At 63.5% G+C, this 22,206-nt stretch carries 19 protein-coding genes; 14 read left to right on the top strand and 5 right to left on the bottom strand.

Going from position 1 to position 22,206, the window contains the following annotated elements; genetic code table 11:
- Window positions 1–282 precede the first annotated feature (282 nt).
- A complete protein-coding gene (locus R5R73_RS13440) occupies window positions 283–1,053 on the top strand; it encodes an SDR family oxidoreductase (protein ID WP_322527771.1) in 771 nt (256 codons plus the stop codon).
- Window positions 1,050–2,039, top strand: coding sequence for an EF-P lysine aminoacylase EpmA (gene epmA, locus R5R73_RS13435; protein ID WP_322527770.1), 990 nt, complete (start codon window positions 1,050–1,052; stop codon window positions 2,037–2,039). The genes R5R73_RS13440 and epmA overlap by 4 nt, the downstream gene beginning before the upstream one ends.
- A gap of 15 nt (window positions 2,040–2,054) precedes the next feature.
- Here epmA and arfB read toward each other — a convergent pair whose 3' ends face one another.
- The 3 genes from arfB to R5R73_RS13420 all read right to left on the bottom strand — a co-directional run bounded on the left by arfB (window position 2,055) and on the right by R5R73_RS13420 (window position 4,561).
- Complete coding sequence (arfB, locus tag R5R73_RS13430) at window positions 2,055–2,471, bottom strand: alternative ribosome rescue aminoacyl-tRNA hydrolase ArfB (protein WP_322527769.1); 417 nt, start codon at window positions 2,469–2,471, stop codon at window positions 2,055–2,057.
- A 52-nt stretch (window positions 2,472–2,523) separates the two neighbouring features.
- Window positions 2,524–3,417 carry an archaetidylserine decarboxylase gene (gene asd, locus R5R73_RS13425; RefSeq protein ID WP_416221194.1) on the bottom strand — a complete coding sequence of 298 codons (894 nt, stop codon included), beginning with the start codon at window positions 3,415–3,417 and terminating at the stop codon, window positions 2,524–2,526.
- A gap of 313 nt (window positions 3,418–3,730) precedes the next feature.
- Window positions 3,731–4,561 carry a sulfurtransferase gene (locus tag R5R73_RS13420; protein ID WP_071233262.1) on the bottom strand — a complete coding sequence of 277 codons (831 nt, stop codon included), beginning with the start codon at window positions 4,559–4,561 and terminating at the stop codon, window positions 3,731–3,733.
- A 304-nt stretch (window positions 4,562–4,865) separates the two neighbouring features.
- On the opposite strand from R5R73_RS13420, the gene R5R73_RS13415 reads away from it, so the two are divergent.
- A complete protein-coding gene (locus tag R5R73_RS13415) occupies window positions 4,866–6,182 on the top strand; it encodes an NCS2 family permease (RefSeq protein WP_322529602.1) in 1,317 nt (438 codons plus the stop codon).
- A gap of 459 nt (window positions 6,183–6,641) precedes the next feature.
- On the opposite strand, the gene rsgA is transcribed toward R5R73_RS13415, so the two are convergent.
- Window positions 6,642–7,685, bottom strand: coding sequence for a small ribosomal subunit biogenesis GTPase RsgA (gene rsgA / locus R5R73_RS13410; RefSeq protein WP_071233260.1), 1,044 nt, complete (start codon window positions 7,683–7,685; stop codon window positions 6,642–6,644).
- A gap of 152 nt (window positions 7,686–7,837) precedes the next feature.
- On the opposite strand from rsgA, the gene orn reads away from it, so the two are divergent.
- Window positions 7,838–8,452, top strand: a complete 615-nt coding sequence (orn, locus tag R5R73_RS13405; protein ID WP_322527768.1) for an oligoribonuclease — start codon at window positions 7,838–7,840, stop codon at window positions 8,450–8,452.
- A gap of 307 nt (window positions 8,453–8,759) precedes the next feature.
- On the opposite strand, the gene queG is transcribed toward orn, so the two are convergent.
- Window positions 8,760–9,851, bottom strand: a complete 1,092-nt coding sequence (gene queG / locus R5R73_RS13400; protein ID WP_322527767.1) for a tRNA epoxyqueuosine(34) reductase QueG — start codon at window positions 9,849–9,851, stop codon at window positions 8,760–8,762.
- 144 nt (window positions 9,852–9,995) lie between these two features.
- Between queG and R5R73_RS13395 the strand changes: the two genes are divergently transcribed.
- The 10 genes from R5R73_RS13395 to R5R73_RS13350 all read left to right on the top strand — a co-directional run bounded on the left by R5R73_RS13395 (window position 9,996) and on the right by R5R73_RS13350 (window position 22,188).
- Entirely contained in the window at window positions 9,996–11,513 is a 1,518-nt protein-coding gene (locus R5R73_RS13395) for an NAD(P)H-hydrate dehydratase (protein WP_322527766.1), read from the top strand.
- On the top strand, window positions 11,497–12,006 hold the full coding sequence (tsaE, locus tag R5R73_RS13390; RefSeq protein ID WP_322527765.1) for a tRNA (adenosine(37)-N6)-threonylcarbamoyltransferase complex ATPase subunit type 1 TsaE: 510 nt from the start codon (window positions 11,497–11,499) through the stop codon (window positions 12,004–12,006). The genes R5R73_RS13395 and tsaE overlap by 17 nt, the downstream gene beginning before the upstream one ends.
- On the top strand, window positions 12,000–13,577 hold the full coding sequence (locus R5R73_RS13385) for an N-acetylmuramoyl-L-alanine amidase (protein ID WP_416221193.1): 1,578 nt from the start codon (window positions 12,000–12,002) through the stop codon (window positions 13,575–13,577). Before tsaE ends, R5R73_RS13385 begins: the two co-directional genes overlap by 7 nt.
- Window positions 13,578–13,620: 43 nt before the next feature.
- Window positions 13,621–15,621, top strand: coding sequence for a DNA mismatch repair endonuclease MutL (gene mutL / locus R5R73_RS13380; RefSeq protein WP_322527764.1), 2,001 nt, complete (start codon window positions 13,621–13,623; stop codon window positions 15,619–15,621).
- Window positions 15,622–15,654: 33 nt separating this feature from the next.
- Window positions 15,655–16,635, top strand: a complete 981-nt coding sequence (miaA, locus tag R5R73_RS13375) for a tRNA (adenosine(37)-N6)-dimethylallyltransferase MiaA (RefSeq protein WP_322527763.1) — start codon at window positions 15,655–15,657, stop codon at window positions 16,633–16,635.
- A 128-nt stretch (window positions 16,636–16,763) separates the two neighbouring features.
- Window positions 16,764–17,015 carry an RNA chaperone Hfq gene (gene hfq, locus R5R73_RS13370; RefSeq protein ID WP_303853375.1) on the top strand — a complete coding sequence of 84 codons (252 nt, stop codon included), beginning with the start codon at window positions 16,764–16,766 and terminating at the stop codon, window positions 17,013–17,015.
- 14 nt (window positions 17,016–17,029) lie between these two features.
- Window positions 17,030–18,352 (top strand): ribosome rescue GTPase HflX, encoded by a 1,323-nt coding sequence (gene hflX / locus R5R73_RS13365; RefSeq protein ID WP_303853376.1) that lies wholly within the window; start codon window positions 17,030–17,032, stop codon window positions 18,350–18,352.
- Between the two features lie 194 nt (window positions 18,353–18,546).
- Complete coding sequence (gene hflK, locus R5R73_RS13360) at window positions 18,547–19,782, top strand: FtsH protease activity modulator HflK (RefSeq protein WP_322527762.1); 1,236 nt, start codon at window positions 18,547–18,549, stop codon at window positions 19,780–19,782.
- The gene (gene hflC / locus R5R73_RS13355; RefSeq protein WP_071233252.1) at window positions 19,782–20,747 is read left to right on the top strand and encodes a protease modulator HflC; all 966 of its coding nucleotides are present in this window, start codon (window positions 19,782–19,784) and stop codon (window positions 20,745–20,747) included. Before hflK ends, hflC begins: the two co-directional genes overlap by 1 nt.
- A 259-nt stretch (window positions 20,748–21,006) precedes the next feature.
- Window positions 21,007–22,188: an ATP phosphoribosyltransferase regulatory subunit gene (locus R5R73_RS13350; RefSeq protein WP_071233251.1), complete on the top strand. Its 1,182-nt coding sequence runs from the start codon at window positions 21,007–21,009 to the stop codon at window positions 22,186–22,188.
- Window positions 22,189–22,206 lie beyond the last annotated feature (18 nt).

Below are 22,206 nucleotides of genomic sequence, written 5' to 3'. Positions count from 1 at the left end.
TCAGCGCTATTGCGCTCGGTGATACCGCGTTGAAACCAGGCTCCCCATGCTCATTTACGACTTGTAAACTCCGCTGGGTCGCCTGGTTTCGCCTTGTCTCACCGTCGCTCATGATGCGCTGAGCAGTGATTATTCGTGTTCGCCGGCCACGCTTTTGCGTGGCCTTTGTCGTTGAAGACGACCCCTTGGACGAAAGCTTGCCAGGGTGGCTTCGGCTGTCGCTCGTCGATCACACTATTGTTTGCCAGATGGCTTGCCAGATCGTGAACAAGGGGGCATGGAATGGCTAGATTGACGGGACGCAAGGCTTTGGTCACCGGTGGTGCCAGCGGCATCGGCCTGGCGACGGTGGCGCGCTTTCTTGCCGAAGGCGCCGATGTCGTCATGCTGGATCGCGATGCGAAAAGCCTCGAGCGCGAGTCGGCGAGGCTCGACGCGCGCTTCGACTCGAACTGTCATGGTGTCGAGGTCGATGTGGCCGATATCGATAGCGTGGCAGCCGGCGTCGAGAAAGCGCGTGCGATGCTGGGGCGTGTCGATATCCTGGTCAATTCGGCCGGCGTCAACGTGTTCGGCGATCCGCTGAGCCTGGCAGAGTCGGATTGGCGCCGCTGCCTGGCGATCAATCTGGAAGGCGCCTGGCACATGATCCAGGCCGTGTTGCCCGACATGCTGGAGCGGAGTTACGGACATATCGTCAATATCGCCTCGGTGCACGGTCACAAGATCATTCCGGGCGCGTTTCCCTATCCGGTGGCCAAACATGGTTTGATTGGGCTGACCCGATCACTGGGAATCGAGTACGCGGATCGCGGAATCCGGGTCAATTCGATCTCGCCTGGGCTGATCCGCACGCCGGCAGCCGAAACCTGGCTCGCCCAGTGCGACGAGCAGGAGCGCCAGCGCCAGATCGAGCTGTTGCCCTGCAAGCGGCTGGGTGAGGCCGACGAAGTCGCCAGCACGGCGCTGTTCCTGGCCAGCGACGAAGCACGATTCATCAATGCCACCGATATCCTGATCGACGGTGGCCGCAGTCAGGTCTATCACTCGTGACGGAACTCACCCGCGCCGACGACTGGCAACCCACGGCAACGATCGCGACGCTGCGCGAGCGGGCACGACTGCTGGCGACGATTCGCGGCTTCTTCGCGGCGCGCGGCGTGCTGGAAGTGGAAACTCCGATTCTAGGTCACGGCGGCAGTACCGACCCGTATCTCGATTCGCTGTCGCTGACGGCGATGACACCGGCGGGGCGGGAGCGACTGTGGCTGCAGACCTCGCCGGAGTTTCACATGAAGCGGCTGCTGGCGGCGGGCAGCGGGCCGATCTTCCAACTGGCGCGCAGCTTTCGCGACGGTGAAGTGGGGCGGCGCCACAATCTCGAATTCACCATGCTCGAGTGGTATCGGCCGGGTCTGTCGCTGACGGCACTGATCGATGAATGCGAGGCGCTGATTCGCGAAGTACTGCCGACCGATCCCGGTCCCTTGCGCCAGCGCCGTTATCGGGCGCTCTTTCGCGAAGCGCTCGATGTCGATCCGTTCACGACATCGTTGGCGGACCTGCGTCGCTTGGCCGGGCAAGTCGGCGAGCTGGCGATGGATGACGCCGACCGTGACGGCTGCCTCGACCTGCTGATGAGCTTCGTCATCGAACCGCAGCTGGGCCGAGGCGGTATCGATGCGGTCGTCGACTATCCGGCCTCTCAGGCGGCACTGGCGCGCAAGCGGCTCGATCCCGAGGATGGGGTCGAAGTCGCCGCGCGCTTCGAAATCTATCTCCACGGGCTCGAACTCGCCAATGGCTACGACGAGTTGACCGATGCCGCGGAACAGGCCTCGCGTTTCGCCGAGGACAACCGCCAGCGCACGACGCTGGGCAAGCCGGCTGTCGATGTTGACCGCCGGCTGATCGCCGCTCTCGAGCATGGCATGCCCGCCGGCAGTGGCGTGGCGCTGGGTGTCGATCGCCTGATTCAACTGGCGCTGAACAGGGAGTCGATTGCCGAGGTCATGGCGTTCCCGACGCCGCGGTGTTGACCTGTCCTCTAAGGCTCAGTCTTCGATACGCCCGCGAAGACGTTTCTTCTGGCCATGTTTCGTCTTTTGATCGACTCGCTTTCGCTTCGCGCTACGGCTGGGTTTGGTCGCTTGGCGAGGTTTGTCACCGTAGAGCACGGGTTTGATCAACTGCTTGAGCCTGGCCAGCGCGGCTTCACGGTTGAGTTCCTGCGTACGATGCTCCTGCGACTTGATCACGATGACCCCGTCGCGGGTGATGCGCTTGTCGCTGAGCGCCAGCAGCTTTTCCTTGAACCCGGAGTGCAGGCTCGAGGCGCGGATATCGAAGCGCAGGTGAATCGCCGAGGAGACCTTGTTGACGTTCTGGCCGCCGGCGCCCTGGGCGCGGACGGCGATCAGTTCGATCTCGTTGTCGGGGATCGATACGTTGCGGGAGATTTCCAGTGGCATTGCTAACTCCCGGAGTCGGTGGTCATGAAGTGTCCTTTGCCGGGCGCCAACGTTAGGCCATGCCCGGCAGGGCGCCCATCGTCTGCCCCATGCTGATCGGGCTGCCTTTCGGGTCGAAATCCCCGAAAGCCGTCTCTCGGCCCATGCACATCACCACGGTGGAGCCGAGCTTGAAGCGTCCCATTTCCTGGCCTTTCTCGATCACGATCGGCTCATCGAAACGCGTGGTCTGCACGCGACCGCTCAGCGGCGTGACCTGGCCGGCCCAGGTAGTCTCGATGGCAGCGACGATCATCGCGCCGACCAGCACCATCGCCAGCGGCCCGTGCTCGGTATCGAAGATACAGACCAGGCGCTCGTTGCGGGCGAACAGCCCCGGCACATGGTTGGCGGTGGCCTGGTTGACCGAGAACAGCCGTCCCGGCACGTAGGTCATCTCGCGCAGGGTGCCGGTCATAGGCATGTGGACGCGATGGTAGTCCTTCGGCGACAGGTAGACCGTGGCGAAGCTGCCCTGGCGAAACGGTGCCGCGCGGGAAACGTCGCCGCCGAGCAGGGCGCCGAGGGAGTAGGTCTGCCCCTTGGCCTGGATCAGGGTGCCATGTTCGATGCGGCCATAGCGAGACAGTACGCCGTCGGCGGGGGAGACCAGGCTTTCACCGATGGGGCGCGCGTCGGGCTTGAGCGCGCGGGTGAAGAAGTCGTTGAAGCAGGCGTAGGCGGTCGGGTCCGGCTCCAGGGCCTGGGTCATGTCGACACCGTAGGTGTGAATAAAACGCCGGATGAACAGATCCTTGACCCAGGGAATCCGGCAGTCGGCGCCCAGGCCGATCAGTCGCGAGATCGCGTGGTGAGGTAGCGGGTACTGAATTCTGGCGAAGAGTTCCTGGCGATCCACGATGACGACCCCGGTATTGGAGAGACGGACGAACCGAAAGGCGGACAAGGTAGCGGGAGTCCTCGGTCCGCGCAATAGACTGAGCTACGAGCTACGAGCTACGAGCTACGAGCTACGAGCTACGAGCTACGAGCTACGAGCTACGAGCTACGAGCTACGAGCTACGAGCTTCGAGCTTCGAGCTTCGAGCTACGAGCTTCGAGCTTCGAGCTTCGAGCTTCGAGCTTCGAGCTTCGAGCTTCGAGCTTCGAGCTTCGAGCTTCGAGCTTCGAGAAAGGGATTGCGAACCTCAAGCTTTAGCCGGTTACTTTCTTTGCGGCTCGTGGCTCGTGGCTCGTGGCTCGTGGCTCGCGGCTCGCGGCTAGTTTTCGATAGGCGTATCGTCGCGATTGCCCCATTCCTTCCATGAACCGGGATAGGCGCGAACGTTGTCGTAACCGAGCGCCTTGGCGGCGAGCCAGGTGAGTCCGCTGCGGTGGTGAGTCTGGCAGTGGGTGACGATCTCCTTGTCCTGGGTCAGGCCGCGGGCTTCCAGTTCGGTAACGAGTTCGGCGTAGTCGCGCAGGCGCAGGTCGTGGTCTTTGTCCATCACGTCCAGCCAGTCGAGGTTGACCGCCCCGGGAATATGGCCCCGCTTGCGATTGTCGCCCTTGGTGCCTCGATATTCCTCGTCGGAGCGGGCATCCCAGATCGCGAGCGCAGGATCGCCGAGTCGCTCCATCAACTCCTCGCGCCGGATCAGAACCTGCGAATTGAGGTAGGCCGCTTCGTACTGGCTGGGCTTGGGCGAGGCGGGCGTGGTGGAAACCGGCTGACCGTCGGCACGCCAGGCGTGGATTCCACCGTTGAGATACGAGTAACGGCGGTGGCCGATCAGTTCCAGCGTCCAGAGTAGACGCCCGGCCCAACCGCCACCTTCATCGTCGTAGGCGACGACGTGGGTCTCCGGGGTCAGCCCGAGTTCGGAAAACAGCGTGCTCAGGGCGGCTTCGGAAGGCACATCGTTGGGCACCTCGCCCGTGCCGGCCAGCAGGCGACGGGATTCGAGGAAGATCGCGCCCGGCACGTGACCCGATTGGTAACTTTCGGCCTTGAGCGGCACGTCGATGATCAGCAGGTGCGGATCTTCGAGGTGCTGCGCTAGCGTGGCCGGGTCCAGAATCAGTGGCAGCTGAGGGGTTTCCGAGCTCATGAGCGGTGACTCCAGTCGTGATCGTTTCTGTCGTGATCTTGATGCGGCAATGGCCATGATGATGGCACACGTGCCTCTCGCTAGGGTAGCGGATGGCGTCGCGGAGCGGATCCGCTATACTGCGCGCCGCTCGAGAGTGGCGTCTACCTGTTCGCAAGGTCGAATTCGGACGGGGTTTTTCGGCCCGATGACCTCTCGGCTCTTTTCATGGGGACCATCCTCGTATACAAAATTCACGGACGCGAGCGGTTCGCGTCACCAATAACAATCATGATTGCCAGGAGATTGCTGCGTGCTTGAAAAAATGTTCTCTCTGCGCTCGCTGGGGACGACGGTCAAAACCGAAGTGCTGGCGGGCATCGCGACCTTCCTGGCGGCGATGTACATCATCGTGGTCAACCCTTCGATTCTTTCCAGCGCCGGTGTCCCGTTCGCCGGCGCCCTGACGGCCACCGTGCTGATCAGCTTCTTCGGCAGCGTGATGATGGGCCTCTATGCGCGCAACCCGATCCTGGTGGCGCCGGGCATGGGGATCAATGCGCTGTTCACCTACACCATGGTGCTGGGGGCGGGCATCGAATGGCAGACCGCGCTGGGCTGCGTGTTCTGGTCCGGCGTGCTGTTCGGGCTGCTGGCGCTGTTCAACGTGCGTCGCTACGTGGTCGATGCGATCCCGGCAACGCTGCGTCACGCCATTGCCTGCGGCATCGGCCTGTTCATTACCGTGATCGGCCTGGTCAACGCCGGCATGCTGGTTTCCAACCCGGCCACGGTGGTGGGCCTGGGCGAGATGACGCCGACGCTTGTCACATTCCTGATCGGGCTGGGGATCACCGCCGTGCTGGTGGCGCGCCGTATTCAGGGCGCGCTGATCCTGGGTATCGTCATCACAACGGTACTCGCCATCCCCATCGGCCGGCTGTGGGGCGATGCCAGTGCCATGTCGCCGACCGGTACGCCGACGCTGGTCAACTTCCAGGGTATCTTCGCCTGGCCCGATTTCGGTGCGCTGTGGCAGGTCGATTTCGTCGGCGCGCTGTCGGTGGCCTACTGGCCGTTCATCTTCGTGATTCTGTTCACGACGTTCTTCGATGCGATGTCGACGTTCATCGGCGTATGCCAGGCGGGCAACCTGCTCGACGAGGATGGCGAGCCGCGCAACATTCGTCGTTCGATGATGGTGGACGCGTTCTCGGCGTTGATTTCCGCGCCGCTGGGCACCAGCCCGGCCAACGCCTATGTCGAATCCGCGGCCGGCATCAGTCAGGGCGGACGTTCCGGACTGGTCGCCGTGGTCGCGGGGCTGCTGTTCCTGCCGTTTCTGTTCCTGTCGCCGCTGCTGGCACTGGTGCCGGCGATTGCCACCGCGCCGGCGCTGATCATGGTGGGCGTGTTCATGCTCTCGCCGATCCGCACCATCGACTGGCAGCAGTACGACGACGCGATCCCGGCCTTCGTGGCGATGATGCTGATCCCGCTGACCTACTCGATCACCCATGGCGTGGTGTTCGGCTTCCTGACCTTCGTCGCGGTCAAGGTGGGGGTTGGCAAGTCGAAGGAAGTGCGCCCGGCGATGTGGGTGCTGTTCTTCCTGTCCATTTTGATGTTGTTCGAAGGCTGAACCAGACGGCCTGCGCTCGATCAGTCTTTGTTCAAAAGCGGCCCCTGATTGTCATCTTCTGGCGCGGTGTCGCATTGCTGAGCCAGGTTGGCTTTCTCGAAGGCTTGCACCCGAGACGCCTTTCGGAACGGCGCTGAACGCAGAGCGTCGAACCGGGTCTCGCGTCATGGATGACGAGAGATTGCAGTGGAACTACGACTGCCGAGTCCAATCCAGCCTATGGCTCACCGTGACGAGGGGGCTTAACGCTCACCCCCTCGTCGCTCCCCCTCTTTTTGCGCCACAAGACGACGAAACCCTGAACGACTTTCCGCTTGCGCCTGGGTCGGCGCACAAGGACATCCCTGTCCAGGCGCGCCTCTTGTGGCATCCATGCCACAAGACCCGGCTCAGCGGGCGCCGTTCAGCGTCGTCTTGAAAGGCGCCTGGGGCGGCGGCTTCGATAAACCTTGGTGACTCTCAGGACGCGGCGATGTCGTCTCTGATGCGCTGAAAGCTGGCGAAGCGCTGGGGATGAATGTCGCCACGTTCGACGGCGTCGATCAGGGCGCAGCCGGGTTCCTGACGATGGCGGCAGTCGCGGAATCGGCAGTGGCCGAGAAACGGGCGAAACTCGATGAAGCCTTCCGCCAGCTCGCGCTCGTCGAGATGCCAGAGGCCGAATTCCCGGATGCCGGGCGAGTCGATCAAGTCGCCTCGTCGTGCTCCGTCGGCCGCCGCCTTCAGTGGTAGCGGGTAGAGGCGGGCCGTGGTGGTGGTGTGCTTGCCTTTGCGGGTATCCGTCGACAGTGCGCCGATTCGCAAGGTTTCGTCGGGCAGCAGTTTGTCGATCAACGAGGATTTGCCGACTCCGCTCTGGCCGACGAAGACGGAGGTGCGCGCCGCCAGGCGAGCCTGCAGCGCATCGAGGCCATGCTCTCCACGCGCGGACGCTTCGACCAACGGATAGCCGAGCCCATCGTAGCGCGCCAGCAATTCACGCAGCGCGCCGCCCTCGGGTGGCAGCAGATCACTCTTGTTGAGCACCAGTACGGGCGGGATCCCGGTATGTTCCGCGGCGACCAGGTAACGGTCGATCAGGTTGGGGTGCGGCTCCGGCTCGACCGCGACCACGATCAGGATCTGGTCGATATTGGCGGCGACGGGGCGCAGTTGCCCGTGGGCATCCGGGCGTTCGAGCACGCTGCGACGCTCGCCGCGGGCGACCACCACGCCGCTGCCGTCGTTGGCCTGGCGCCAGACCACCTGGTCGCCGGTCACCAGCCCTTCGAGATTGGCGCGCAGATGGCAACGGTGCAGCCGGATCTGGTCATCCTCGACGGATTCTACCTCCAGCGAGCGGCCGAAGTGGGCGGCGACGCGGCCTGGCTGCTCGGCCCCGTATTCGCCGGCATCGAGACGTTCGCTATCGCGGTCGTCCTTTTTCAACGCTCTTTCGGTGCGTTCGGCCTGGATCTTCTCGACGCGCCAGCGCTGTTGGCGGCTCAGTTTGCGGCGGCTCATGGTTTGCGGTGACTCATGGTTTTCGGTTCTGGCTGTTGGTGTTTGCCCATCCGTCGTGCCCCGGGGGTAGAATGGCGGGCATTGTAGCCTTTACCGACTTGCCGTGTCCGCCCGCGTCCGCGAGGTCGAGGACACCGACTCTGGAGTTGTTCATGTCTGAACCATCCGCCTCTAACTCATCCACCACTGACTCATCCGCCTCTGCCCCATCCGCCGCCGGCACACGTAGCGATCTTCTGGTCTGGATCGATCTGGAAATGACCGGTCTCGATCCCGACCGGGAGCGCATCATCGAGGTGGCAACGCTGATCACCGATGCCGAGCTGAACCTGATCGCCGAAGGCCCGGTGCTGGCCGTGCATCAGCCGGACGCCCTGCTCGATGGCATGGACGAGTGGAACCAGAAGACCCATGGCGAATCCGGGCTGATCCAGCGGGTCCGCGAGAGCGCCATCGATACGGCGGAAGCGGAACGCCGTACCCTCGCGTTTCTCGCCACTTATGTCTCGCCTGGCACCTCGCCGGTCTGCGGCAACAGCGTCCATCAGGATCGTCGTTTCATGGAGCGCGAGATGCCGGCGCTCAACAACTTCTTCCACTATCGCAACCTGGATGTCTCGACGCTGAAGGAGTTGGCCAAGCGCTGGAATCCGGCGGCGGCGAGCGGCTTCACCAAGCGCAACACGCATCAGGCGCTGGACGACATTCGTGAATCGCTGGCGGAGCTCAAGCATTACCGCGAGACATTCCTGAAGCTGTCTTCCTGAAGAGCGGATCGTGACGGGCGCGCGACCCGTTCGTCATGGGCTAGGGTCTGTTGACGTTTCAGCGCGAACCGCGTTGCTGCGCCAAATGGCGCCAGGCCAGGCGCGGGATGCAGAGAAGGGTGGTTCCCTTTTCCAATCCCGCAACGCCGCATGGCGTCATTTGCCGCGCAACCCGAAGGGCCGGGCCAGTTTTTGCACGGTGCTGCGTTATTCGTCGTTCATTTGGAATGACCAAACTACGCTCCTCACGCCTTGCCCCGCACAAAAACTGGCTCCGGCGCGGCCGTGCATGAAACGTCAACAGACCTTAGGCGCTGGCGATGCGCGCCTCGCGCTTGCGCCGTTGTTCTTCCAGCGCCCAGCGCACATGTTCTCGAACCAGATCTGAAGGGTAGGCCAGACGGGCGCGCAGAGCGCTTTCGACCCGCTCGCTCCAGGGCGCGTTGCCCAGCCCGACGGCGAGATTGCGCAGCCAGCGCTCGTAGCCGATGCGCCGAATCGGACTGCCTTCGGTGCGCTTGAGGAATTCGGTCTCGCTCCAGGCGAACAGGTCGATCAGCTCGGCACGGTCGAGATCGTGACGCGGCGCGAAATCCGGCTCTGCACTGGCGCGAGTGAAGCGGGTGAAAGGGCAGAACAGCTGGCAGTCGTCGCAGCCGTAGACGCGATTGCCCATGGCCCGGCGGAACTCGAGGGGAATGCTGCCGTGGAGTTCGATGGTCAGGTACGAGATGCAGCGCCGCGCGTCGATCACCTTGTCGTCGATGATGGCGTCCGTCGGGCAGGCGGTCTGACAGCTGGAGCAGGAGCCGCAGTGCTCGCGCTCGAAGGGCGGGTCCACCGGCAGCGGCAGGTCGGTATAGAGTTCGCCGAGGAAAAACAGCGAGCCGGCCTGCGGGTTGAGCAGCATGGCGTTCTTGCCGAACCAGCCCAGTCCGGCTTTCTGGGCCAGGGCGCGCTCCATCACCGGTGCGGAGTCGACGAAGGCGCGATAGCCGATCGGGCCGACTTCGTCCTCGATCCGGCGGGCCAACTGATCGAGGCGCTTGCGAAACAGTTTGTGATAGTCGCGGCCCAGCGCGTAGCGTGAAACGTACGCCTTCTGCGGTTGTCCCAGTATCCTGGTGGTCTCGACCTCGGGCGGCAGGTAGTCCATGCGCGCGCTGATCACCCGCAGTGTTCCGGGGACGAGTTCCTGCGGCCGGGTGCGTTTGCTCCCATGCTTGGCCATGTAGTGCATTTCGCCATGATGTCCGGCGTCCAGCCAGCGCTGCAGATAGCGCTCATGGGTCTGCAGATCGGTATCCGTGATACCGATCGCCTGGAAGCCGAGTTCTCGTCCCCACTGCTTGATGCACGAGGCGAGTTCGTCGAAGTCGATGCTGGATGGCTGTGACATACCGCAGAGAAGCCAACGGAGATAGAAGTGTCGGGTGCGCTACCCTACACCACTAATGAGCCGAGCGTCAGTCGAATGGTAGATGGGACGCCATCTGGCGCCACTCATCGGCAAATCCTCTATCGGAAGATGACAGGAGTCACGATGACCGCCTCTTCTTTTCAGCGGCCGCTCTATCTGGCCGAACAGGTGCGTGAGCTGGATCGCCGAACCATCGAGGCCGAGGGCGACAGCTTCGCATTGATGCGGCGTGCCGGCGAGTTGGCCTATGACACGCTGCGTGCCCGCTGGCCACAGGTGCGTCGTCTCTGCGTGCTATGCGGTGGCGGCAACAATGGTGGCGACGGCTACGTCGTCGCCGCGTTGGCCGCTGCGGATGGTCTGGCGGTCGATCTGGTGGCGCTCAAGCCGATTTCCGAACTCGAGGGCGATGCGCGGAAAGCGGCGGTACTGGCGGCTGAGGCGGGGCTGGAGCCGGTCGATTGGAACGACGAGCTGACCCTGGATGGCGAGCTGATGGTCGATGCGATGCTGGGTACCGGCGCCAAGGGCGCGCCTCGTGCGCCTTATGCCGCTGCCATCGCCGAGGTCAATGCCAGCGGTCGTCCGGTCATGGCCGTCGACGTGCCCTCCGGGGTCGATGTCGATACCGGCCATGTCGAGGCCGAGGCGATCAGGGCCATGCTGACGGTCACCTTCATCGGCGACAAGTTCGGTCTGCATACCGGAGCGGCGCTCGATGTGGTGGGGGATATCGTCTATGCCTCGCTCGGCGTCGATCCGTTACGGCATGGCGATATCGTGCCGGTGGCCTGGCGCCAGGCGCGCAAGGATCTGGCGATGGCGCTGCCGCCGCGAACGCCCAACAGCCACAAGGGTGCCCATGGCCACGTGCTGGTGGTCGCCGGCGCGCCGGGCATGGGCGGGGCGGCGCTGATGACCAGCGAGATGGTGGCGCGCGTTGGCGCCGGCAAGGTGAGCCTCGCCACCGATGCCGCTCATGTCTCGGCCAGTCTGACCCGTTTTCCCGAGATCATGGCGCGAGGCGTGCGTGGTGCGCCGGATCTCGAGCCGATGGTTGAGGCGGCCGATGTCGTGGCCGTGGGGCCGGGGATCGGCACCGGTGCCTGGGGGCAGGCCGCGTTGCAGCGCGCGCTCGATGCCGGCAAGCCCTGCATCATCGATGCCGATGGCCTCAACCTGCTGGCGCGCGACGAACGGGCGCGCCGTCGGGACGACTGGATACTGACGCCGCACCCCGGCGAAGCGGGGCGCCTGCTGGGCATTTCCACCGCCGACGTCCAGCGGGACCGACGCGACGCCGTCATCGCCCTGCATCGGCGCTGGGGCGGTACCATCGTGCTCAAGGGGGCGGGCACGCTGGTCTACGACGGCGAGCGGCTCACACTCTGCCCGTTCGGCAATCCGGGCATGGCCAGCGGCGGCATGGGCGATGCGTTGACCGGCATCATCGCGGGGCTCGCCGGACAGCTCGAGTCGCTCGGCGAGGCAGCGAGAATCGGCGTGCTGCTCCACGCCCTGGCAGCGGATGCTGCAGCGCTGGATGCCGGCGAGCGTGGTTTGCTGGCGACTGATCTGGCATCCTATGCGCGAACTTTGGCCAACCCTCAACCTGTCTCGAGTCATGCCGATCACACTTAGCGATGAAGCCGCCCAGGTGGCCTTTGGCGAATCCCTGGGCCGAGCGCTGGCCGGACGCGGTCAGGTCCACCTGATCGGCGATCTTGGCGCCGGCAAGACCACGCTGGCCCGGGGCATCCTGCGCGCCTATGGCCATGTTGGCGCCGTCAAGAGCCCGACCTACACGCTGGTCGAGCCCTACGAGACCACCGCGGCCCGGATTTTTCATTTCGACCTCTACCGCCTGGGCGATCCCGAGGAGCTCGAGTTCATCGGCGGCCGTGACATGCTTGGCGACGACGCGCTCTGCCTGATCGAATGGCCAAGCCGCGGCGTCGGCTGGCTACCCACGCCCGATCTCGAGATCCATCTTCGGGTTCATTCCGCGGGGCGGATCGCCTGGGGCATCGCACACAGCGAACAGGGACGTGCCGTCATGGAAAAGTTGCCGACGGGGCTGCGCGATCCGATGAGCGGTGAGGAACCAGTGAGTCACAAGGAAGATGAATGCTGAAAGAAGTGCAAGAGACGCGTCATGATGTCCAATCCGGTCTTGAGTCGTTATGGAATCTCGTCGTCATCCTGAGTCATGCCGCGTTCTTGCTGTTGGGGAGAGGCGTGCGCGCCTGGCCGGCCAAGCGCAAGGGGGCCCGGCATCGTTGGTTGGCCGGTTTGATCTCCCTTTTCTGCCTCGGGGCTGCCGCGCAGGCACAAGCCGTCGAAGTGGACAACATGCGGCTGTGGTCGGCACCGGATCACGTCAGGCTGGTGTTCGACATGTCGGGGCCGGTCAACGCCAACATCTTCACGCTGGAAGGCCCTGATCGCGTCGTGATCGACCTCGACAGTACCGAGCTGGATTTCGACATCGACAAGCTCGATCTGGACGACAGCGCCATTTCCAAAGTGCGTACCGGGGTGCGGGAAAGCGGCGGATTGCGCGTCGTGCTCGACGTCAATCGCTCCGTCGTGCCCAAGAGCTTCACGCTGCCGCCCAATGACCAGTACAGCGACCGTCTGGTGGTGGATCTCGACTATCCCGGCGCCAGCGCGGTCAAGGATCCCATCGATCCTATCGAGGCAATGATTCGCGATCAGGAGATCGCTGCGCAACGAGCACAAACCGAAGCCGTCGCCGAAGGCAAGCCGCAGGAAGCCGAAACGGTGGCTTCCGCCGTCGAGGCGCAGCCGCATCCCAAGCGGGACATCATCATCGCCGTCGATGCCGGTCACGGTGGTGAAGATCCGGGAGCAACCGGTCCTCACAATACTCAAGAAAAGGATGTCGTGCTCCAGATCGCGCGCAAGGTGAAGCAGCGTTTCGACCAGACGCCGGGGTTCAAGGCGTTCCTGACCCGCGATGGCGACTATTACGTCGGCTTGCGTCAGCGCACCCTGATCGCCCGACAGCAGAAGGCGGACTTCTTCGTCTCGGTCCATGCCGATGCGGTTCGCAGTAGCCAGCCCTATGGTAGTTCGGTCTACGCGCTATCCCAGGGCGGGGCGACGTCGGAAACCGCACGCTGGCTGGCGGCGAGCGAGAACCAGTCCGACCTGATCGGGGGCGTCGACGGCAACTTGAGCCTCGACGACAAGGATGAAGTGCTGCGCGGCGTGCTGCTCGATCTGACGATGACCGCGACGATGAACGATTCGCTGGCGACTGGCGGGCAGGTGCTCGATCGACTGGGGCGGATCAACAAGCTGCACAAGTCGAGCGTCGAGCAGGCGGGCTTCGTGGTGCTGAAATCACCGGACATCCCGTCGCTGCTGGTCGAGACCGGCTTCATCTCCAACCCGCGCGAAGAGGCGCAGCTAAAGTCGTCGGCACACCAGGCCAAGCTGGCCCAGGCGATCTACGACGGCATCGTGGCCCATTTCCGCCAGCATCCGCCGCCCTCGAGCCTGCTGGCCTGGCAGCGTGATCAGGGACGCGGCAGCGCCGGCAACGAGTATCGCGTCCAGAGAGGCGATTCGTTGTCCCAGGTAGCGGCCAGCCATAACATCAGCATGAAGGCGCTGAAGCAGGCCAATGGGCTGGACAGTGACATCTTGCGGGTAGGGCAGGTGTTGACCATTCCATGAGTGTCTCCAAGGCTTTCTATACGATAGCGGCAGGAGAGTGTCGATGACCGAGGTATCACGCATTCGCATTCTCGATCCCCGCCTGGCCAACCAAATCGCCGCGGGGGAGGTGGTCGAGCGGCCGGCCTCGGTGGTCAAGGAGATCGTCGAAAACGCCATCGACGCCGGCAGCCAGCGTATCGAGGTCGAGCTCGAAGCGGGCGGCTCACGGTTGATCCGTGTGCGTGACGATGGCGTCGGCATCGGCGAAGGCGACCTGCCGTTGGCGCTATCCCGGCACGCTACCAGCAAGATCGCCTCGCTCGACGATCTCGAGGATGTCTCCAGCCTGGGCTTCCGCGGCGAGGCACTGGCGTCGATCAGCTCGGTATCGCGCCTCGAGCTGATCTCCAACGCCAACGAAGATCCCGCCGGCGGCTGGCGAGTGGTCGCCGAAGGGCGCCAGATGGAGCCGCGGGTCACGCCAGCGCCGCATCCTCGTGGCACTTCGGTGCTGGTCCATGATCTGTTCTTCAACACGCCGGCGCGGCGCAAGTTCCTGCGAACCGAAAAGACCGAATTCGGTCACGTCGAGGAGGCCTTTCGGCGTCTGGCGTTGTCCCGTTTCGATATCACCTGGCTGCTGCGTCACAATCAGAAGGTTGTCCATCAACTGCCTGGCGTGGCTGCGGATCAGGCCGGCCGGGAGCGGCGTATCGGTGCGATGCTGGGCAAGCGCTTCCTGAACGAGGCTCTGCACGTCGACCTGGAGGCCACGGGGCTCCGCTTGTGGGGCTGGGTCGGCGAGCCGAACTACTCTCGCGCGCAGGCCGATCAGCAGTATTTCTTCGTCAATGGCCGCATCGTCAGGGACCGACTGGTCGCCCATGCCATTCGCCAGGCCTATCGCGACGTGATGTTCCATGGCCGGCATCCGGTGTTCGTGCTCTATCTCGAGCTCGATCCGCGGGTGGTGGACGTCAACGTGCATCCGACCAAGCATGAAGTGCGCTTTCGCGACGGCCGCCTGGTCCACGATTTCCTGTTCTCGAGCCTGCATCGCGCACTGGCATCGGTGAAACCCAACGGGGCAGTGACGGCAGGAAAGAACGCGGAACTGGCAGGCGATGCCGCCGACGAGGAGACCGGCGCGCCAGCTCGGCAATCGCCCGAAGGGCAGGCTCGTCCCTCCACGGCCTACGATGCGCCCGGCTGGCAGCAGCAGCGCATGCCGCTGGCCGGGCAGCATGCGTCAGGCGGAGAGTCGTCGGCACAGAGTCGCCCCGCGGCCCAGCGGATTCGTGAGTTCATGGCGGGCTATCATGCGCTGCATCCGGAACACGAGTCGTCGCTGCTGACGCCGCGTGATGGTCGCGCTGATGCTCCGGGGGGCGAGGCGGCCGATGTGGCGCTTCGGGAGCGTCCGGCGACGCCGCTGACGACGCTGGCCACTGATATCAAAACCCAGGACGATACCCAGGCGCCACCGTTGGGCTATGCCGTGGCGCAGCTGCACGGCGTCTACATTCTGGCCCAGACCGAGCGCGGGATGGTCATCGTCGACATGCATGCCGCTCACGAGCGGATCGTCTATGAACGCATGAAGCAGCAAATTCATGCCGGCGCGCTCGATGCGCAGCCGCTGCTGGTGCCGGTCTCCATGGCGGTCAGCGCCGGCGAAGCCGAGATCGCCGATCAGGAGCGGGAGGCCTTCGCCCGGCTGGGTGTGGTGCTCGACGCCGCCGGCCCCGAGACGCTGCTGATCCGCCAGGTACCGGCACTGCTGGCGGATGCGGATATCGAGCCGCTGATACGGGACATGCTCGGCGATCTCGAGCGCTTCGGGCGTTCGGACCGTCTCGAGACCCGGATCAACGAGCTGCTCAGCACCATGGCCTGCCACGGCAGCGTGCGCGCCAATCGCCTGCTGACGCTGCCCGAGATGAATGCGCTGCTGCGCGACATGGAACGTACCGAGCGTAGCGGGCAGTGCAATCACGGGCGCCCCACCTGGACCGAAATGTCGATGGCGCAGCTCGACAAGCTGTTCCTTCGCGGCCAGTGAACGAGGATGTCTGTGAACGAAAACGATGGTCGCATGCACGACGAATCTTTTGGTCCGAGAGAGCACGGTGGCTCGAGGCGGGATGATCGTCCGCTGGCGATCCTGCTGCTCGGACCGACGGCCGCCGGCAAGACCGACAGCGCGATTGCGCTGCATCGGCGCTTCGACGCGGAACTGATCAGTGTCGACTCGGCGATGGTCTATCGCGGCATGGATATCGGCACGGCCAAGCCGTCCCGGGAAGAACTGGCAGCGGCGCCGCATCGTCTGATCGACATTCGCGATCCGGCCGAGGTCTATACCGCCGCAGACTTTCGTCTCGATGCGCTGCGTGAAATGAAGGCGATCACGGCCTGCGGCAAAACGCCGCTGCTGGTGGGTGGCACGATGATGTACGCCAAGCGCCTGGTCGAAGGCGTCGCGACCATGCCCGGGGCGGACCCGGTCACGCGCGAACAGCTCCGTCAGCGCGGCGAGCGCGAGGGCTTCGAGGCGCTGCATGCGGAGCTCGCCGAGGTCGATCCGCAGGCCGCCGCTGCCATCCATCCGCGCAATCGTCAGCGCCTGATCCGTGCGCTAGAAGTCTATCGGCTGAGCGGTGTACCGCTCTCCGAGCACTGGCAGCACCAGCAGCGTGAAAACTTTCCGTGGCGATTGTTGTCCATAGCTCTCGCGCCTGCCGAGCGTCATGTCCTGCATGCGCGTATCGCCCGGCGCTTCGATGCCATGCTCGCTGGAGGATTCGTGTCAGAAGTGTCTACATTGAAACAGCGCGGCGACCTCCATGCGGATCTGCCGTCGATGAAGAGCGTCGGTTATCGGCAGGCATGGGAGTACCTCAATGGGGCCTATGATCGCGGTGAACTGCGTGAACGAGGCATTGCCGCCACGCGCCAGTTGGCCAAGCGGCAGTTGACCTGGTTGCGGCGCTGGCCCGATCTTCATTGGGTGGATAGCTGCGCGCCGGATGTGGGCGAGCGGATTGCGAAAATCGTGCGTGACCACGGCAGTTAGCGTAAAATGGCGGGCTTCGTCCAGACCTATACTCGCGGCGTTGCGATGCCGCCGGTGTGATGCCGAGTCAGAACGAATCGCCGCCCAACTAAAACAGCACTACTCATAACAGTATTAGGGAGAGCAACATGTCCAAAGGACAGTCCCTTCAGGATCCGTACCTGAACATTCTGCGCAAGGAGCGCATCCCGGTTTCCATTTTTCTGGTCAACGGCATCAAGTTGCAGGGACAGATCGAGTCGTTCGATCAGTTCGTCATCCTGTTGCGCAACACCGTCAGTCAGATGGTCTACAAGCATGCCATTTCGACGGTCGTGCCGTCCCGTAACGTCCGGTTGCCGCCGCAGGATCCTACCGCTGCACCCGGACTCGATAGCTAATCGAGAGGTAGTGATTGTTTTTCGAACGTCCCGACGCCGGCGAAACGGCGATTCTGGTCCATGTGGACTTTCAGGACGAGCAGGAACGCGAAGATCCGGGTGAACTCCTGGAGCTGGTGCGCTCTGCCGGGGCGGAGTCGGCTACCCTGATTCAGGGTAGTCGGCGCCGCCCCGACCCTCGTTCTTTCATCGGCAGTGGCAAGCTCGAGGAGGTCAAGGCCGCACTCGAGACCCACGGTGCCGAACTCGTCATTTTCAACCATGCCCTGTCTCCGTCCCAGGAACGCAACCTCGAGCGTGCGCTCAAGTGTCGTGTGCTCGATCGGACGGGGCTGATTCTCGATATCTTCGCGCAACGCGCGCGGACTCACGAAGGCAAGCTCCAGGTCGAACTGGCTCAGCTCGAGTACATGTCCACCCGGCTGGTGCGGGGCTGGACCCACCTCGAGCGCCAGAAAGGCGGTATCGGTCTGCGTGGCCCGGGGGAGACCCAGCTCGAGACCGACCGACGCCTGCTGCGTGAGCGCATCAAGTCGATTCACAAGCGTCTCGAGAAGGTCCGCAAGCAGCGCGACCAGAATCGGCGCGCCAGAGCGCGGGCGGAAATCCCCAGCGTTTCGCTGGTGGGTTACACCAACGCCGGCAAATCGACGCTGTTCAATGCGATCACCTCGTCCGAGGTGTACGCCGCCGATCAGCTCTTCGCCACGCTCGATCCGACACTGCGTCGCCTCGACGTGCCGGATGTCGGCGAGGTCGTGCTGGCGGATACGGTCGGCTTCATCCGGCATCTGCCGCACAAGCTGGTCGAGGCCTTCCGGGCCACGCTGCAGGAAGCGACCGAGGCCAGCTTGATCGTCCATGTGATCGACGCTGCCGACCCGGACCGCGAACTCAACGTGGCTCAGGTCGATAGCGTGCTGGCCGAGATCGATGCTGACGACGTGCCACGGCTGTTGGTGATGAACAAGATCGACCTGCTGGGAACATCGCCGCGGATCGAACGTGACGAACAGGGCTTCCCGCAGGTCGTGTGGCTGTCGGCGCGTGACGGCGAAGGCCTGGAACTGCTGCGCGAAGCGCTCGGGGAATGGCTGGCCGAGGATATCCTCGATATCCGCTTGACGCTGACGCCCGAGCAGGGTCGACTACGAGCGGCGCTGCACGAGTTGCAGGCCGTGCAAAACGAAACGTTCGACGAGCACGGTCGCTCGAATCTGGAGATTCGCTTGCCCCGGCGAGAGTTTATGCAGATGATGGCTCGCTTGGGCGAACGCGCCGACGATTACTTGCCCACCTCGGAAAAAACGCCGGTTGCCGATTGGGAACGGGTTTGAGGTGAGGAAAACTACGCAGGGAGCTTCGTGGTCTGGCGAGCAGATCCGAGCGATGCAGGGTGACAGGGGATTCGGCATCCGTCCGAACCAGCCCTTTGCACGTCAGTGCAACGCCACGGCGGCTCATGCTCCCGATGCCATGCGTAATGCTTTGGCCTGACGCAACGCTTTGACTGCATCATTGGAGACTAGGTATGGCTTGGAATGAGCCTGGTGGTGGCAACAACCAGCAGGACCCTTGGGGCGGCGGAGGGGGCCGACGCCCGAGTGGTAATGGTGGCAACAACGGCGGTGGCAATCAGGGGCCACCGGATCTCGATGAAGCGCTGAAAAAGTTTCAAGACAAGATCAACCGTCTGCTGGGCGGCCGCGGCAAGCGTTCCGGTCCTGGCGGCGATGGTTCCGGCGGCAGCAATGGTGGCGGTGGCAAGCGCAACCCGTTTTTGCTGCCGATCCTGGTGCTGATCGTGGCGGCCGTGATCTGGGCCGGATCCGGTTTCCATCTGATCGATCAGTCCGAGCGCGGCGTGGTGTTCCGACTCGGCAAGTACACCGAAACCTTGAATCCCGGTCTGCACTGGAATCCGCCGATCATCGATCGCGTGGACAGCGTCAACGTGACCAGCATCCGCTCTGCGACGCAGACGGATTCGATGCTGACCAGCGACGAGAACATCGTTCGCGTCAGCGTCTCGGCGCAGTATGTGGTGAGCGATTCGCATGCGTTTCTGGTCAACGTCAACGAGCCTGAGATGACGCTGCAGAACGCCATGGACTCGGCCTTGCGCCAGGAAGTGGGCAACATGCACCTGCAGGAAATCCTGACCACCGGTCGTGATCGGCTGGGGCAGCGGGTTTTCGAGCGGTTGACGGCCTATATGGAAGCTTACGGTACCGGTCTGCGTCTGCAGACGGTCAACGTCGAATCGACCGCGCCGCCGGATCAGGTCCAGGACGCCTTCGACGACGTCATCCGTGCCCGGGAGGAGCGTCAGCGCTCGATCAACCAGGCCAATGCCTATAGCCAGGCCGTCGTTCTCGAGGCCAAGGGTCAGAAGCAGCGTCTCATCGAGGAAGCCAATGGCTACAAGGCTGCTTCGGTATCCGATGCCATCGGTCAGACCAACCGCTTCAATTCGCTGCTGAGCGAATATCGGCAGGCGCCGGACGTGACGCGTCAGCGTCTCTATCTCGAGACCATGAGCGATGTGCTGAGCAAGACGCCCAAGGCGCTCGTCGATCTGGGTGACGGCAATGCCATGACCGTGCTGCCGCTCAATCAGATGCAGGCTGGCGGTAACAGCAGCCAGAGCGACTCGTCGCCGATGAGCATGCAACAGCTCGAACAGATTTCACGGCAGGTGATCGATCAGATGAACAGTGGCTCGCAGCAGCCGACACGTAGTTCCAGCCTGCGGGAGGGTCGCTAATGTTTAATAATCGCGCCCTGTTTGGCGTCATCATCCTGGCGTTGCTGGCCTGGTTTGCCAGTGCCAGTTTCTACGTCGTCAACGAGACAGAACGGGCCATCAAGCTGCGTTTCGGCGAGGTGATCGAAAACAACATTGGCCCCGGTCTGCACTTCAAGCTGCCGATATTCAACACCGTGCGAATCTTCGACGTACGCGTGCAGACGGTCGACTCCAGCGCGACGCGGTACCTGACGGCGGACTCCAAGGCGGTGATCGTCGACTCCTTCGTGAAGTGGAAGATTGCCGACCCACAGCAGTTCTACGAGGCTACGCGTGGCAACATCCAGGTCGCCGAGAACCTGATCGCGCCACGGACCGACGAAGCATTGCGCAACAAGTTCGGCCAGACCGAGATGTCCTCGATCATCCAGGAGAGAATCGCAGCAGAGAGCGACAATCAGGAACTGGTGGGTGAAGACAAGGGCGCCGACACCGTCGAAGGGGCGCGGGAAGAGCTGATGGTCGAGCCGGTACAGCAGCTCGACCAGGCGATGCGCGACGAGCTGGGTGTCCATATCCTCGATATTCGCGTCAAGCGAATCGAGCTGCCACCCGAGGTGACTCAGGCGGTTTACGAACGCATGAATTCGGAGCGGGAGCAGGCGGCGAGAACCTATCGCGCGGAAGGTTCCCAGCAGGCCGAGGCGATTCGTGCCGACGCCGATCGTCAGCGTCAGGAAATTCTCGCCAACGGTCGCCAGGAAGCGGAGACCACACGTGGCGAGGGTGATGCCCAGGCGGCGCAGATCTATGCCAGCGCCTATCAGCAGGCACCGGATTTCTTCTCGTTCTATCGTTCGCTGCAAGCCTATCGCGACAGCTTCAACGGCAAGGGCAAGGATCTGCTGGTATTGAGTCCGGACGACAGCGACTTCTTCCGCTATCTCAAAGACCCGACGCCTGCCGAGGCTTCGGCGCCATGAGGGGCGGGCGGACGAACGGCCTCATCTAGGAAAACGAACGCCCGCGGGATTTCCCCGCGGGCGTTTCGTGGTACTATTGCCTAGCCGGGTTTAGCCCGGCTTTTTTGTGCGGCCTGTTTTTGCGCAATCACGTCTTCATACGATCAAGTCTTTGCGCAATGCACCCGCCTCGCAGCGCTCCGGCTGCAACTGTCACGGGATGGCGAAGCTGGCCTTTGCCTCCGATCTTTACCGACTTACCGCTGGGCAGGAAAAGCTCATGACGATCGCTGACCGCTGGTTGCTACCCGACGGCATGGATGAAGTATTGCCGCCGCAGGCAACCCGGATGGAGGAGTTGCGTCGGACGCTGCTCGACCTGTACGACCGCTGGGGCTACGACCTGGTCATGCCGCCGCCGGTCGAATTTCTCGACTCGCTGCTGACCGGCACCGGCACCGATCTGGATCTGCAGACGTTCAAGCTGACCGATCAGTTGACCGGCAGGATGATGGGTGCCAGTGCCGACGTGACGCCTCAGGTCGCGCGCATGGACGCCCATTCGCTGAAGCGTCAGGGTCCCGTGCGCCTGTGCTATTGCACGACGGTACTGCGGGCCAAGGCCGACAAGCATCAGGGCGGCCGCAGCCCCATGCAGGTTGGCGTCGAGCTCTTCGGTCACGCCGGGCTGGATGCCGATATCGAAGTATTGAGGCTGGCGCTGTCCAGCCTCGAGGCGGCCGGCGCCAAGGAGATTCACCTGGCACTGAGCCACACCGCGATCTACCGCGAATTGGTGCGTGCCGTCGACTGGAGCGACGACGTCGAACGGGCGCTGTTCGATGCCATCGAACGCAAGGCTTATATCGTCATCGACGAACTGGTGGCCGCCAATGTTCGGGATTCCGGGCTCGCGCGGATGCTCAGCGAACTTCCGCGGCTGCATGGCGGGGCGGAGATTCTGGAGCATGCCCAGCAGGTATTGGCCGAGGCCCCGAGCGCCGTTCTGGACGCGCTCGATCAGTTGATGCGGCTGCATCGCGGCGTCGTCGCCGAGCATCCCGAGGTGTCGTTCTACTTCGACCTGGCCGAGCTGCGCGGCTACCAGTACCACACCGGAATGGTATTCGCCGCCTACGTGCCGGGATACGGCCAGGCCCTGAGCAAGGGCGGACGCTACGACGATACCGGCCAGGCCTTTGGCCGTGCCCGCCCGGCCACCGGATTTTCCATGGATCTCAAGCAGCTGGCGACCTTGGCCGAACGAGAGCCGCCAACCAATGGCATCTGGGCACCGAACCAGACGGACGCCGCGCTCAATGAGACCATCAATCGGCTACGGGCGCAGGGGGAGCGCGTGATCCAGGCGCTGCCCGACCAGCGGACCGGTCCCGAGTCACACCGCTGCAATCGTCATCTGGTGCTTCAGGATGGCGAGTGGCGTATCGAGCCGCTGAATTGAGCCAACGCTGTCAGAACC

The organism is Salinicola sp. LHM (assembly GCF_034479735.1).
GTDB classification, from domain to species: domain Bacteria; phylum Pseudomonadota; class Gammaproteobacteria; order Pseudomonadales; family Halomonadaceae; genus Salinicola; species Salinicola salarius.
Note: the sequence above shows the minus strand (reverse complement) of the source record. Positions and strands in the feature narration are given on the sequence as shown.